Origin of the sequence: Bifidobacterium sp. SO4, assembly GCF_018555355.1 — a bacterium.
Classification (GTDB): Bacteria; Actinomycetota; Actinomycetes; order Actinomycetales; family Bifidobacteriaceae; genus Bifidobacterium; species Bifidobacterium miconisargentati.
In genome coordinates, this window is the sequence record NZ_JAFEJP010000005.1 from 1 (window position 1) to 14,047 (window position 14,047).

Sequence of the window (14,047 nt, forward strand, 5' to 3'; positions counted from 1 at the left end):
CACGCATTACTCACCCGTTCGCCACTCTCACCAAACAGCAAGCTGCTTGGATCCCGTTCGACTTGCATGTGTTAAGCACGCCGCCAGCGTTCATCCTGAGCCAGAATCGAACCCTCCACAAAAAAAACTTGCAGAAAGCATCCGAATAGATGACTCTCAAAAACAAAATTGACAAGCAATCCTTTTAAGGAAAAGGACACACTCACAAAAACCACACCCCAATTCAACCCCTCCCAGGGAACCCAACAGCACAAACACCATCAGGCTTGAGGCATACTGGCAATCATTGACTATAAAGAAGTAGTACAAACACGCTCTTGAGTTCTCAAACCACCACCACACATCCACCGAGCAACTCTCTGAAGCAGAGAACCACTCGCTGAGCGGCAGCAAGAGATAAACTTACACGGTCATTGCGATTCGTGCAAATCAAGGCGCGCAAGAATCCAAGGAATCGGCTTTATGGCGCGGTTCCTTCGGCGTGTCGCAAACAGCCTTCGAACGCTGTTCTGATATCAGAATATCCTTCTTTGCGTTGCTGGGGAGTAACACACTCACCTGTTCATCGGCATGTCACGAGAATTCATCGTTGGTTCACTGACTCCGGTTGCTGTAATGACACCGATACCGAATATGAATCGATAACTTGGATACTTCTGCAGCCGCGATGTTCCGCAAGTCGTTGCCGACACATCGGGAGATGGGCATGCAAAGGCTCAGTCACATCAAAAGGCTCTGTTAAACCAAGATTGACATGAATTCCACCGGACTACCCCTCAGTCGGCTCCGCCGACAGCTCCCCTGACAAGGGGAGCCAAGAATAAGGGGGGGCATGTCAATCTTGGTTTAACAGAGCCATGCAAAAAAGGGACTTCCCTTGATGGGAAGTCCCCTTTAGGTAGCTATGCAGCTAGAGCCTTACTCAGGCCAGGGTGTTCGGATCGACCGGAACGCCCGGGTTCATCGTGGAGGTGATGGTCGCCTTGGTCAGGTAACGGCCCTTCACGGTGGCAGGCTTGAGACGCTTGACCTCGTCGGCCACAGCCTTGAAGTTCTCGTCCAGAGCGGCCTCGTCGAAGCTCATCTTGCCGATGAGGAAGGAGAGGTTGCCGTTCTTGTCGACGCGGAACTCGATCTTGCCGCCCTTGATGTCCTTGACGGCCTTGGTGACGTCCATGGTCACGGTGCCGGTCTTCGGGTTCGGCATGAGGCCACGCGGACCGAGCACACGGCCGAGGCGGCCGACCTTGCCCATCATGTCCGGAGTGGCGACCACGGCGTCGAAGTCGAGGAAGCCGCCCTGAACCTTGGCGATCAGGTCGTCATCACCGACGATGTCGGCGCCGGCCTCGGTGGCCTCGGTGGCCTTCGGGCCACGGGCGAACACGAGGACCTTGGCGGTCTTACCAGTGCCGTGGGGCAGATTCACGGTGCCGCGAACCAGCTGGTCGGCCTTGCGCGGGTCGACGTTCAGACGGAACACAGCCTCGACGGTCTGGTCGAAGTTGTAGGAGGGCATGCTCTTGAGCAGAGCGATGGCCTCGTTGGCGGTGTAGAGGTTGTTGCGATCGACGCGCTCAGCGGCTTCGCGGTACTTCTTGGAACGCTTTACCATCTGTCTATCTCCTTATCAGTCCGTAACCGTGATGCCCATCGAGCGAGCGGTGCCCTCGATGATCTTCATGCCGGCCTCGATGTCGCGAGCAGACAGATCTTCCATCTTGGTCTCAGCGATCTCGCGAACCTGCGCCTTGGTGACCGAACCGACCTTGTGGGTCAGCGGGTTCTCGGTGCCCTTCTCGATGCCGGCGGCCTTCTTGAGCAGAGCCGCGGCCGGCGGGGTCTTGAGAACGAAGGTGAAGGAGCGATCCTCGTAAACGGTGATCTCGACCGGGATGACCTGACCCATCTTGTCCTGCGTCTGGGCGTTGTACGCCTTGCAGAAGTCCATGATGTTCACGCCATGGGAGCCGAGGGCCGGACCCAGCGGCGGGGCCGGGTTGGCCTTGCCTGCCTGAATCTGCAGCTTGATCAGCGCTGAGACTTTCTTCTTGGGAGCCATATTATGGTTCTTCTTTCTATAACGCGGTTCAAATGGTCGCCGTCGGCGGTCCCGCTCCCATCATGCGCGGTCTTGACTCGTTATTTTTTCCGTACATGGCAAGGGGTTGGTGCCGCGGGCGGTCTCCTCCCGCAACTTATATTGCTGTGCTGTGCTAGCGGGTCTTCCCTCCAGACACAAGCTTTCCTATTATGCGGAAGCGAGTGGACAAATATGACGGGGCGAATGGCGTGGAGAAACGCGGTAAGGATTAGGCTCTGTTAAACCAAGATTGACATGAATTCCACCGGACTACCCCTCAGTCGGCTCCGCCGACAGCTCCCCTGACAAGGGGAGCCAAGAATAGGGGGCTGTCAATCTTGGTTTAACAGAACCAAAGATTAGTAAGGAATCGGCCTGCGATGCTGCTTTGTCCGCAGCTTGGAGGCTGCTCTTCTTCTCTCCCCAGTCCGCTTCCGCGGTCAGCCCCTCGTCAGAGGGGGCCAGGTTGAAATAGCAAAAAGCCCGACCACTGGGTCGGGCTTTAGAAAGGTTCTGAAATTCGTCGGCGCGTGCGGAGAACGCCGTCCGAAACCGAAGGCGTACGAAGGTACGTCGAGGCTGAGGAAAGGCGTTATACGCTCTGCTGACGGGAACTGACGTGCAATGATGCGTGCGACTTCAAGGCGCACCGAAGGAAGCGGTACAAAGGTACCGCGACTGAGGAGCAACGCGGAAGGCGCTCCATCATTGTGCGTCAGTCGAGCTTTTGGACCTGGTTGAAGCCCAGCTCCACCGGCGTATCGCGGCCGAAGATGGACACGAGCACGGTGAGCTTCTGGGTGGTGGGCTCCACATCGGAGACGACGGCGGCCATGGTGGCGAACGGACCATCGGTCACGGTGACCTGATCGCCCACGGAGTAGGAGACCTCGACGGTGCGCTTCTTGGCGGCGGCCGGCTTGTCGCCAGCGGCCTTGAGTGCCTCGGAAGCAATCATCGGAGCCATCATCTGGACGACTTCCTTGCGGGAAAGCGGAGCCGGATCCTTGGTGGGGCCGACAAAGCCGGTCACACCTTCGGTCTCGCGGACCACACGGCGGGCGTTCTCGTCCGGCCACATGCGAATGAGCACGTAGCCCGGCACACGCACGCGGGTGATGACCTTCTTGCCCTTTTCGGTGTGCTTTTCGACCTCTTCCATGGGCACCTCGACCTGGAAGATCTGGTCTTCCATACCGAAGGAGGCCACACGGGACTCGATGTTGGTCTTCACACGCTTCTCGTAGCCGGAGTAGGTGTGCAGCACGTACCACTTGCCCTCAAGGGTGCGCAGGGACTTGGAGAATTCGTCGACGGCCTGCTGACCGGCATCGGTCTCTTCGGCCTGCTCGGACTCGTTGATCTCGGTGTCCTCATCGTCATCGAAGGAGACGACGGGAGCGGCCGGAGTTTCGGCAACGGGAGCTTCAGGTTCAGCGGAACCTTCGGTTTCAGCCTCGGCTGCAGCGGCCGGCTCGGCCTCGACAGCCGGTTCTTCGGCGGCAGGAGCTTCGGAAGCTTCAGCAGCGGGTTCCTCGGTGGGCGCGACGGCGTCGAGGTTCTCGAGATTCAGTTCATCACTCATGCGTTGTCATTCACCTTCAGGTTGTACGGATCAGCCGAACACCCAGAGCACGAGCTTAACCAGACCGAAGTCCATGCCCGTGACCAGGGCCATCAGCAGCAGCACGAAGATGAACACGGCCAGAGACCAGAAAAACAGTTCCTTGGCAGTGGGGGTCACGACCTTGCGAAGCTCGTCGACGATCTGCTTGATGAACAGACCGATACGCATGAAGACATTCGGCTTGACTGCCTTTTCACTGTTGCTCGTCTTAGCCATTCCTGTACCTCGCGTCAGCTACTTGATTATCGAAAGACTTGGCAGGGAAGGCGGGACTCGAACCCACAACCTACGGTTTTGGAGACCGTTGCGCTACCAATTGCGCCACTTCCCTAGGTGAAATCCACCTCGGCGTGCATTCCGTAGAGAACGCTTCGCCATGGCGAAACCGCCGAATCGACATATTAGCGGGTGCCGCGGATTATGGCAAATCGCGTGTTGGATGAGCGGGCCGAGAAACGTTGCCGAATACGCGAACAGCCGCCCGGCACAAGGGCTGAGCGGCTGTGGTGATGCGTGGAGGCATCGGCGTGTCTTATAAAATCTATTCGACCCATTCCTTCATACGACGCATGCCTTCGGCGAGGTCTTCATCGGCGAGGGCGTAGGAGAAGCGGAGGTAGCCGGGGGCGCCGAAGGCCTCGCCGGGGACGGCGGCCACATGGGCCTCGTCCAGCAGGGCGGCGGCGAAGTCGGCGGAAGTAGCGCACACGGTGCCGTTGGGGCCGAGCGGCTTGCCCAGCAGGGCGGTGATGTCCGCGAAAGCGTAGAACGCGCCGGTCGGGGTCGGGCAAATGACGCCCTCAATGTCGTTCAGGGCGGCCACGATGGCGCGGCGGCGCACGTCGAAGGCCTTGCGCATCTCGTAGATCTCGTCCAGCGAACCGGACACGGCGGCCAGGGCGGCGCGCTGGGAGATGTTCGCCACATTGGAGGTCATATGGCCCTGCAGCTTGGTGGCGGCCTTGGCCACCGCGGCCGGGGCGATCATCCAGCCCACGCGCCAACCAGGCATGGCGTAGGTCTTGGCTACGCCGTTGAGCACGAGCAGCTGATCGCGGCATTCGGGCACGGCGGCACCGATGTAGGTGGTGTGGGCGTCGTCGTAGTTCAGGTGTTCGTAGATCTCATCGGAGATGATCCAGATGTGGTGCTCCACGGCCCAGCGACCGATGGCCTCCACGGTCTCCGGCTTCCACACGGCGCCGGTCGGGTTGTTCGGGGAATTGACGATGATGGCCTTCGTGCGCTCGGTACGGGCGGCCTCCAGGGCATCCAGGGACGGCTCGAAGTTCACGTCGGCACCCGCGAACACTTCGACGGGCACGCCGCCGGCGAGCTTGACGGCCTCAGGGTAGCTGGTCCAGTACGGGGTGGGGATGATGACCTCGTCGCCATCGTTGAGCAGGATCTGGAAGGATTCGTAGACGGCCTGCTTACCGCCGTTGGTCACCACCACCTGGTCGGGGGTGATCTCGTAGCCGGAGTCGCGCAGCACCTTGGCCGCGATGGCCTCGCGCAGTTCCGGCAGGCCCGGGGTGGGCGTGTACTTGTAGTTCTTCGGGTCCAGGCAAGCGTCAGCCGCGGCCTTGACCACGTTGGCGGGAGTCGGGAAGTTCGGTTCGCCGGCGCCGAAGCCGATGACGTCCAAGCCGGCGGCCTTCATTGCCTTGGCTTTGGAATCGACGGCGAGCGTAGCGCTCGGTGCCACATTGTTGATACGGTCGGAGAGAGTCTGCCAATCAGCCATAGTCATGGTGATTATGGTAGGACTACCGCGCGAGAAAACGCCAGGGTCACACGAGGACGAGGTTGTCGCGGTGGACGAGGGGGTGGGCGTACTGGGGGCCGAGGAATCGCTTGAGCTGGGCGGTGTTGCGGCCGAGCATCTGCGGAATCTCCTCGGAATCGAAACCGGACAGGCCGCGGGCCAGATGTTCGCCGGATTCGGCGTCCACCCACACCGGATCGCCGGCGGAGAAGTCGCCGTGGACCTCCAGCGCGCCGGCGGCCAGCAGCGAGGCACGGCCGCCGCGAATCGCCTCGGCGGCGCCGGCGTCGACCACGATGGAGCCGCGCGGGTCGGCCGCGAAGCCGATCCACAGGCGACGGGCGGAACCGCGGGCCTTGACGGGGGCGAACACGGTGCCCACCGGGTCGCCCATGAGCGCGGGACCGGCGTTCGAGGCGCACGTCAGCACGGTCGGGATGCCGGAGACGGCAGCCACGCGGGCGGCCTCCAGCTTGGTGACCATGCCGCCAGTGCCCACTTTGGAGCCGGAACCGGAAACCTGCACGTCGCCCAGAGCGTCGATGACGTTCGGCACGTATTCGATACGACGGGAGCCGGGTTGCGAGGGCGGCGCGGTGTACAGCGCGTCCACGTCCGTGAGCAGCACCAGCGCCTCGGCACGCACGAGATTGGCCATGAGCGCGGAAAGGCGGTCGTTGTCGCCGAAGCGGATCTCGTTGGAGGCCAGCGAATCGTTCTCATTGATGATGGGAATCACGCCGAGGTCCAGCAGACGGTCCAGCGTGCGTTCCACGTTGCGGTACTGGGTGGCGCGGATCGTATCCTCCGCGGTGATGAGGATCTGGCCCACGTGGATGCCGAAACGGGCGAACGCCGTCTCGTAGCGGGCCATGAGCAGGCCCTGTCCCACGGCCGCGGTGGCCTGCTGGGTGGCCACGTCCGTGGGACGGGAATCGAAGCCGAGCGGGCCGAAGCCGGCGGCGATGGCGCCGGAGGAGACCAGCACCACGCGCGCGCCCATGAGCCGCACCTGTGCCAGGGCGGCGGCCAGCGCGTCGAGTTTGCCGGGGTCAAGGTGACCGCTCGGCTGCGTCAGCGAACTGGAACCGACCTTGACGACGATGGTGCCCGCGCCGGCGATGGCCCGGCGGACTTCGGCTTGACTCGGAGTGCTCATGGTTCCTCGATTATGTGCGTCGATTGTTTCGCGAAGGTGGCGGTTGAGGCTGTACATGTTGACTTGGACTCCCCTCAGTCACGCTTCGCGTGCCAGCTCCCCTCAATGAGGGGAGCCGAAACTACTCGTCCGAATCCTCGCCGCGGCCGAAGAGACTGGTCTCGTCGTGACGGTCGTCGTCGATGGACGGGTCGGCCCAGTGACCGGCCTTGCGTTCGGCCATCATCGCCTCGCGGACGGCGGCGCGCGCGTCCATCATCTCGTGATACTGGGCGCGGCGTTCGGAGTTGGAACGGCGACGGGAACGCGGGTCCAGCTCCTCCAGGCGGAGGTCCTTGCCTCGGGTGCCCAGGTTGGAGCCGTCCAGCATTTCGGCGCCGGCGGAGATGGTGGGATCCCAGTCGAAGTCGACCATGCGGTCGCCGCGGCCGATGCGCACCTCGTCTCCCGGATGCGCGCCCTTGCGGCGCAGTTCATCCTCCACGCCGAGCTTGGCCAGACGGTCGGCCAGGTAGCCCACGGCCTCGTCGTTGTCGAAGTTGGTCTGCATGACCCAGCGCTCCGGCTTGGAGCCAAGCACCTCGAAGAAGACGTCGCCGTTGCCGAGCTCGCGGCGTTCCACCGTGAACTCCAGCGCGTTGCCGCCTTCGTCCGCACGACGGGAGCGGCGGGACGAGGACTCGAGCGGCTTGATGACCACGCGGGCCTCCTCCTCGGCCTGCTCGCGGTTGGCCACCTCCTCGCGCATCTCCTTGACCAGCGCGGACAGCGCGAAGTTGAGCTCCTTCAAGCCCTCGTGCGAGGCGGTGGAGATCTCGAAGACCTTCAGTCCCATGGCTTCGAACTCCGGGCGTACGAAATCGGCCAGTTCCTTGGCCTCCGGCACATCGACCTTGTTGAGGATGATGAGGCGCGGACGTTCGGGGATCGGGATGGCGCCGAGCGGCAGCTCCAGCTTGTCCGCGTAGAGTGCCAGCTCCTTTTCGAGTGCCTGGTAGTCGGACATCGGGTCGCGGTCCGGCTCCAGCGTGGCGCAATCGATCACATGGGCGATGATCTCCGTGCGCTCGATGTGGCGCAGGAACTCCAGACCCAGGCCCTTGCCCTCGGAGGCACCGGGAATCAGGCCCGGCACGTCGGCGATGGTGTAGCGGGAGTCGCCGGCGATGACCACGCCGAGGTTCGGGACCAGCGTGGTGAACGGGTAGTCGGCGATCTTCGGCTTGGCGGAGCTCATGGCGGCGATCAGGGACGACTTGCCCGCGGACGGGAAGCCGACCAGCGCCACGTCGGCGATGGACTTGAGCTCCAGGATCACGTCGCGTTCCTCGCCGGGCTCGCCGAGCAGGGCGAAACCGGGGGCGCGGCGGGTGCGGTTGGCCAGGGCGATGTTGCCGAGGCCGCCATTGCCGCCCTGTGCGGCCACGAAACGGTCGCCCTCGTGCCTGAGGTCGGCGAGCTGCTCGCCGGGGTGCTTGGGGGCGCCCTGCGCGCCTCGGGCGGTGAAGATGACGGTGCCGCAGGGCACGGGCAGGATGAGGTCGGCGCCCTTGGAGCCGTCCTTGTTGTCGCCCAGGCCCATGGTGCCGCTGCCTGCGGTGCGGTGCGGCATGAAACGGTAGTCGAGCAGGCTGGTGGCGTTGCGGTCCGCCACGAAAATCACGGAGCCGCCGTCTCCGCCGTTGCCGCCGTTGGGGCCGGCGAGCGGCTTGTACTTCTCACGACGGATGCCGGCCGAGCCGTTGCCGCCGTCTCCGCCCTTGACGTGGACGGTCACGCGATCTACGAAATCACTCATATGGTTAACCTTACAAAAAAGCCGCGTCCTTACGGGCGCGGCTTTACAAGCTGATGATGAATCGTTCAGGCGGCGATCACGTCAACGACCTTGCGGTCACGACGGACACCGAACTTCACGGAGCCGTCGGTGAGGGCGAACAGCGTGTGGTCCTTGCCCATGCCGACGTTCTGGCCCGGGTGGAAGTTGGTGCCACGCTGGCGAACGATGATGTTGCCGGCCACGACGGCTTCGCCGCCGAACTTCTTCACGCCGAGGTACTGCGGGTTCGAATCGCGACCGTTGCGAGAGCTGGACGCACCCTTCTTATGTGCCATGATCCATGGTCCTTTCTATGACTCAGGCGATCGCCGTGATCTTGACGGCGGTCAGCTGCTGGCGGTGGCCCTTGCGACGAGCAACGCCGGTCTTGTTCTTGTACTTCTGGATGTTGATCTTCGGGCCCTTGGCCTCGTCATCAACGACCTCAGCCTTGACGGACACCTTAGCCAGATCGGCGGCGGCCAGCGTGACGTTGGCGCCATCCACCACGAGGGCGACCGGGAACTCCACGGTCTCACCCTTCTTGGCGTCGAGACGATTCACGAGGATGGTATCGCCAACCTCGACCTTTTCCTGATGGCCACCGGCCTTCACAATCGCGTACATAGTAATTCCTTTTATGTTTTGGAAAGCTTGCTTGCCCAACGCGCACCGAGCCTGCGGTCAGACACCGAGTTTCGAATCTACACCTACACACGGACGAAATCAAATGATTTTGTTCCGCGTGTCAAGCGCAACACACCAGCTCCTGCGCCGGTTCTTCGGCCGGGTTGGCCGGGTTGGCGCCGACCCGATGCCGCAGTCCGGCACCGGCTGATGCCGGACCGTTGCCGGCTGGTGTGTTGCGACCGTCAAGACTTTAGAAGTTCAGGGTTGGTTCCATGGCCCGCCACGCGGGGCCGGACTCAGGCCGCCTCCCCCGCGTTGTTCGCCGCGACCGCGGCGGCGGCGATCTGCGCCAGCTTGGCCTTGACATCCGGGCTGGAACCAGCCGGTTCGGGGGCCGGCGCGGTGCCGCGTCCATGCTTGTTGGTCTTGACGAACGGGTCACCACCCCTCAGGGCGTACGGATCGTCGTAATCCGCCGAGACCGTGGGCTGGTCGTGGAGGATGAAGCCGCGGCCCTTGCAGGTGGGGCATTCCTCCGAGAACGCCTCGACCAGACCCTGGCCGATACGCTTGCGCGTCATCTGCACGAGGCCGAGCGAGGTGACCTCCGCCACCTGATGCTTGGTGCGGTCGCGTGCCAGGCATTCGATGAGGCGGCGCAGCACCAGGTCGCGGTTGGCGGGCATGACCATGTCCACATAGTCGATCATGACCATGCCGCCGATGTCGCGCAGGCGCAGCTGGCGGGCGATCTCCTCGGAGGCCTCCAGGTTGCAGCGCGTGACCGTCTCCTCCAGGGACTTGCCCTTGCCGATGAAGCGGCCGGTGTTGACGTCGATGGTGGTCATGGCCTCGGTGCGGTCGATGACGATGGAACCGCCGGAGGGCAGGTAGACCTGACGCTCCATGCCCTTCCTGAGCTGGGAGTCGATCTGCCACTTGTCGAACACGTCCTTGCCCTCGTGCTCGGCCGGGTCCCACTTCTCCAGCTTGTCCTTGAGATCCGGGGCCATGGTGTCGAGATATTCCTCGATGCGGTCGTAGACCTTGTCGCCTTCCACGATGAGCTTGGAGAAGTCGTCGTTGAAGATGTCGCGCACCACGCGGATGGCCACGTCCGGCTCGCCCTGCAGCAGCTTCGGGCGACGGCCGTGCCAGAACTCCTCGCGCTTGGCGTTGATGCGCTCCCACTGGCGCACCAGCGATTCGAGGTCCTTGACGATGGCGTCCTCGGAGGCGCCCTCGGCGGCCGTGCGGATGATCACACCCATGTCCTTCGGGGCGATCTTGGAGACGATGTTCTTCAGGCGCGAACGTTCGCGCTCGGACAGCTTGCGGCTCACGCCGGTCATGCCGCCGGAGGGCACGAGCACCAGGAAGCGGCCGGCGAGCGTGACCTGGCTGGTCAGACGGGCGCCCTTGTGGCCGATCGGGTCCTTGGTGACCTGCACGAGCACCGGATCGCCGGACTTGAACGCCAGCTCGATGCGGCGCGGCTGGCCTTCGAGGCGGGCGGCGTCCCAGTTGACCTCGCCGGCGTACAGCACGCCGTTGCGGGCCTGGCCGATGTCCACGAATGCGGCCTCCATGCTCGGCAGCACGTTCTGCACGCGGCCGAGGTAGATATTGCCGACGGTCTGGACCTCCTGGATGTCGGAGACGTAATGCTCCACGAGCACGTTGTCCTCGACCACGGAGATCTGGGTGTGATGGTCGCGTTCGCGCACCACCATGAGGCGGTCCACGTTCTCGCGGCGGGCCAGGAAGTCCTGCTCCATGAGCTGGGACTGGCGGCTGCGTTCGCGGCGGTTGTCGCGGCGACGCTGCTTCTTGGCCTCGAGACGGGTGGAGCCCTCCACGTCCGTGATCTCGTCGATGTACTGCTGTTTGCGGGAGCGGCGGATGACCTGCTCGCCGTTCTGGTCGTCGGCGTTGTCGCCGCCCTTGCCACGGCGACGGCGACGGCGACGGGTGACGGTCTGTTCCTCGTCATCCTCGTCACGATCCTCGCGCCGGCGGGAACGGGCGTCCTCGTCGGTGTTGGTCTCGGCGTTCTCCTCCTCGCCGGACGCGGACGCGGCCTCGCTGCGGGAGCCGCGGCGACGGCGACGGCGACGGGTACGGCCGGAATCGGCCTCATCCTCGCCATCCTCCTCGGCGATCGGGTTGTAGACGATGTCGTCCAGCTCGAGGTCCTCCTCGATCTGCTCGACTTCGGCGGCGGCACGGCGCTCCTGGGCGTTCAGACGGCGGGAACGACGGGAACGACGCGATTCGGAGGCGTCCGCGGACTCGTCCGAATCGGACTGGCCCTGCTGGCTCTGCTGACCCTGATCCTGGTTCGCGGAGGCACGACGGCGGGTGCGGCGGGAATCGGATTCCTCGCCTTCGTTCTCGTCATGCTCGTCGCCGGAGTCCTGATCGTCACGGTCGTCACGCGCGGGACGCTCGGCACGGTCGTCGCGATTGGCGCGACGGGAGCGGCGGCGGGACGGACGTGCGGAATCGTCGTCCTCATCCTCGTCGTCGGCGGCACCATCGCGGGAATCACGGCGGTCGTCCGCACGGCGGGAGTCCTCATCGGACTGGCTGCGGGAGCGACGGGAGCGGCGGGACGGACGCGGCTCGTCATCGTCATCGTCGGTGGCGGCGGAATCGGTTTCATCGCCGTCATGCAGGGGTGCGGCGGGCAGCACCGGCTCTTGGAAGAGCAGAGAGGTCATCGGCTTGGCGCGACGGGGCGTGTCATGGCCGCCGATCGGCAGGGAATCGACGGCGTCCAGCAGACGCTCGTCGGCGGAATCCTCGTGGTCGCCGCGGGAGGCGCGATCATCGCGGAAGTCGCGCTCGTCATGCTCGTCGCGGAAATCGACGGAACGACGGGAACGACGGCGAATCGGACGATCCTCGTCGTAGTCGTCATCGAACGCGGCGGCACGACGGGAGCGGCGCGACGGACGCGGCTCGTCGTCATCCTCGAAATCGGCGGCGCGGCGCACACGGGAACGGCGGACCGGACGGATATCGGCCTCGTCATCCTCGGCGGCACGGCGAGACGGGGCGTCCTGAGCCGCGGAATCGTCCTTCGTCTGGGCCTGGGTGATGACGGACAGGGAGGGGGCCTCGAACAGGGGCGCGGTGCGGGCGGAATGCTCCTGGACCTGCAGCTCGAGGGAGGCACCGGCGGCACCGGCGCCACGCACCACGCGGCGACCGCCACGACGGCGACGCACGGGGGCGGGGGAATCGGCCGGCTGGGATGCCGAGCTTGCGGAGGAAGCGGCGTTCACCGTGTTTTCGGCGCCCGCGACGGCCTCGGAAGCGGCATTGGATACGGTTGAATTATCGGTTTCGCCGTTGACGAAACCCTCACGGTTGTCAGTGGGCACAATGCTCCTCGCGACGCGCTGCATCACGGCGCCATCCAGGCCTGTACGCATGTCACACCGTGCTCTCACCACGGCCGCGCGGTTCCGCGCTTGCGTAGAGGCAACTTCGTCTCAAGTCTGTCCTGCGAACGGCGGACACCGGCGCTTGCGTTGTCTCACTTTCGAGAGCCGCAAGGGGATCGACGCCATCTCGCACGCTGACGGTCATGCAGAACCGCCGTCTTTCAGTATGCCACACTTTTCGACGGCGACGTGCCCGGCCCCGAAACCCCGGCCGCGGGAGCGTTCACACGAGCCAGGCGAGCAGCAGGTCGGCCAGCAGCGTCAGGTCGGATTCGGGCACCTGCTCGTCGTGCTTGTGGGCCAGCAGCGGGTCGCCGGCGCCGAGATTGACGGCGGGGATACTGAGCTGGGAGAAGCGGGCCACGTCGGTCCAGCCGAGCTTGGCCAGCGGCTCGCGGCCGGTGCGTTCGCGGACCAGTCGGACCAAATCCTGGGCCAGCGGGGCGGCGAGGCCCGGACGCGCGGACGGCGACTCGTCCTTCATCTCGATGCCGTAGCCCCCGAAGACACCGCCGGTGGCCGTGTGCTCGCCATTGCCGAGTTCGGCGCCGGCGTCCGCACCCATCATCAGGGCCTTGGCCTCGGCCAGCGACTTGTCCGGCGCGAAACGGTAGTTGACGTGGACCCGGCACTCGTCCGGGATGACGTTGGTGCCCTTGCCGCCGGAGATGAGCGTGGCGTTGAGGCCTTCGCGGTAGTCAAGGCCGTCCACGTTCACGGTGGCGGGCTGGTAGGCGTTGAGGCGGTTCAGGATGTCGGCGGCCTTGTGGATGGCGTTCTCGCCCATCCATGCGCGGGCGGAGTGCGCGGCCATGCCGTGGGTGATGACGTCGAAGCGGATCGTGCCGTTGCAGCCGCCCTCGATGCCGCAGTTGGTGGGCTCGCCGATGATGGCGAACTCGCCCTGGATCCAGTCGGGATGGGCTTCGACGACCTTCCTCAGGCCGTTCTTCTCGGCGGCGACCTCCTCGTGGTCGTAGAAGACGTAGGTGAGATCCACCTTGGGCGTGGTCTGCGGGGTACGGCCGTCAAGGATGGCGGCGAGGTAGAGCATGACCGCGTCCGAGGCCTTCATATCCGTGGCGCCGCGGCCCCACAGCACCCGTTCGCCGGGGTGCGCCTCGGCGATGTCCTCGCGGATGAGCGGGTCGCCGGGTTCCAGCCAGCGCGGCGGGAAGTTGTCGATGACGGGGACCGTGTCGATGTGGCCGGCCAGGATCACGCGGCTCGCCTTGCCGAAGTCGGTGGAGGCCACCACGGTGTCGCCGTGACGGCGGACAGTCAGGTGGGGCTGCCGCTTGAGGAAGGCCTCGGTCTCGTCGGCGAGGGGGCCTTCCGCATCGGAGACGGAGAAGTTCTCCATGATCTGGGTGAGCAGGTCGGCAAGCTGTTCGTCCCGGGAGACGGCTGGATTCAGGGTAATCGGCTGGGTATTCGTCATGCCCACCAGCGTACCGCGCGGGCGGCGTGCGCCCCGGCAAGGCCCGGTACTTGAGATTTGGCCGCCGA

11 protein-coding genes, 1 tRNA gene and 1 rRNA gene are annotated in these 14,047 nt (G+C 64.4%); all 13 read right to left on the bottom strand.

The window, feature by feature from the left end:
- Window positions 1-122: ribosomal RNA gene (locus tag JS536_RS04950) — 16S ribosomal RNA — on the bottom strand; the annotation flags it as partial.
- Between the two features lie 800 nt (window positions 123-922).
- A complete protein-coding gene (gene rplA / locus JS536_RS04955; RefSeq protein WP_109056810.1) occupies window positions 923-1,615 on the bottom strand; it encodes a 50S ribosomal protein L1 in 693 nt (230 codons plus the stop codon).
- A gap of 15 nt (window positions 1,616-1,630) precedes the next feature.
- On the bottom strand, window positions 1,631-2,062 hold the full coding sequence (rplK, locus tag JS536_RS04960; RefSeq protein WP_003829785.1) for a 50S ribosomal protein L11: 432 nt from the start codon (window positions 2,060-2,062) through the stop codon (window positions 1,631-1,633).
- Between the two features lie 736 nt (window positions 2,063-2,798).
- Entirely contained in the window at window positions 2,799-3,668 is an 870-nt protein-coding gene (gene nusG, locus JS536_RS04965) for a transcription termination/antitermination protein NusG (protein ID WP_214356017.1), read from the bottom strand.
- A 30-nt stretch (window positions 3,669-3,698) separates the two neighbouring features.
- Window positions 3,699-3,926 carry a preprotein translocase subunit SecE gene (gene secE / locus JS536_RS04970; RefSeq protein WP_214356018.1) on the bottom strand — a complete coding sequence of 76 codons (228 nt, stop codon included), beginning with the start codon at window positions 3,924-3,926 and terminating at the stop codon, window positions 3,699-3,701.
- Between the two features lie 39 nt (window positions 3,927-3,965).
- Window positions 3,966-4,041 (bottom strand) — tRNA-Trp (locus JS536_RS04975).
- Between the two features lie 210 nt (window positions 4,042-4,251).
- Window positions 4,252-5,457 carry a pyridoxal phosphate-dependent aminotransferase gene (locus JS536_RS04980; protein WP_214356019.1) on the bottom strand — a complete coding sequence of 402 codons (1,206 nt, stop codon included), beginning with the start codon at window positions 5,455-5,457 and terminating at the stop codon, window positions 4,252-4,254.
- Between the two features lie 46 nt (window positions 5,458-5,503).
- Entirely contained in the window at window positions 5,504-6,637 is a 1,134-nt protein-coding gene (proB, locus tag JS536_RS04985) for a glutamate 5-kinase (protein WP_214304814.1), read from the bottom strand.
- Window positions 6,638-6,758: 121 nt separating this feature from the next.
- Window positions 6,759-8,435, bottom strand: a complete 1,677-nt coding sequence (gene obgE, locus JS536_RS04990; protein WP_214356020.1) for a GTPase ObgE — start codon at window positions 8,433-8,435, stop codon at window positions 6,759-6,761.
- Between the two features lie 65 nt (window positions 8,436-8,500).
- Complete coding sequence (rpmA, locus tag JS536_RS04995) at window positions 8,501-8,752, bottom strand: 50S ribosomal protein L27 (RefSeq protein WP_034527102.1); 252 nt, start codon at window positions 8,750-8,752, stop codon at window positions 8,501-8,503.
- Window positions 8,753-8,774: 22 nt separating this feature from the next.
- Window positions 8,775-9,083 (bottom strand): 50S ribosomal protein L21, encoded by a 309-nt coding sequence (rplU, locus tag JS536_RS05000; protein WP_109056804.1) that lies wholly within the window; start codon window positions 9,081-9,083, stop codon window positions 8,775-8,777.
- 299 nt (window positions 9,084-9,382) lie between these two features.
- Window positions 9,383-12,499, bottom strand: a complete 3,117-nt coding sequence (locus JS536_RS05005; RefSeq protein ID WP_217625113.1) for an Rne/Rng family ribonuclease — start codon at window positions 12,497-12,499, stop codon at window positions 9,383-9,385.
- A 262-nt stretch (window positions 12,500-12,761) separates the two neighbouring features.
- A complete protein-coding gene (dapE, locus tag JS536_RS05010) occupies window positions 12,762-13,979 on the bottom strand; it encodes a succinyl-diaminopimelate desuccinylase (RefSeq protein ID WP_214356022.1) in 1,218 nt (405 codons plus the stop codon).
- Window positions 13,980-14,047: the final 68 nt, after the last annotated feature.

Coding starts and splice junctions, on each gene's coding strand:
- rplA (WP_109056810.1), bottom strand. CDS start 1,615: ATGGTAAAGCGTTCCAAGAAGTACCGCGAAGCCGCTGAGCGCGTCGAT.
- obgE (WP_214356020.1), bottom strand. CDS start 8,435: ATGAGTGATTTCGTAGATCGCGTGACCGTCCACGTCAAGGGCGGAGAC.
- JS536_RS05005 (WP_217625113.1), bottom strand. CDS start 12,499: ATGCAGCGCGTCGCGAGGAGCATTGTGCCCACTGACAACCGTGAGGGT.
- rplU (WP_109056804.1), bottom strand. CDS start 9,083: ATGTACGCGATTGTGAAGGCCGGTGGCCATCAGGAAAAGGTCGAGGTT.
- JS536_RS04980 (WP_214356019.1), bottom strand. CDS start 5,457: ATGGCTGATTGGCAGACTCTCTCCGACCGTATCAACAATGTGGCACCG.
- rplK (WP_003829785.1), bottom strand. CDS start 2,062: ATGGCTCCCAAGAAGAAAGTCTCAGCGCTGATCAAGCTGCAGATTCAG.
- secE (WP_214356018.1), bottom strand. CDS start 3,926: ATGGCTAAGACGAGCAACAGTGAAAAGGCAGTCAAGCCGAATGTCTTC.
- dapE (WP_214356022.1), bottom strand. CDS start 13,979: ATGACGAATACCCAGCCGATTACCCTGAATCCAGCCGTCTCCCGGGAC.
- nusG (WP_214356017.1), bottom strand. CDS start 3,668: ATGAGTGATGAACTGAATCTCGAGAACCTCGACGCCGTCGCGCCCACC.
- rpmA (WP_034527102.1), bottom strand. CDS start 8,752: ATGGCACATAAGAAGGGTGCGTCCAGCTCTCGCAACGGTCGCGATTCG.
- proB (WP_214304814.1), bottom strand. CDS start 6,637: ATGAGCACTCCGAGTCAAGCCGAAGTCCGCCGGGCCATCGCCGGCGCG.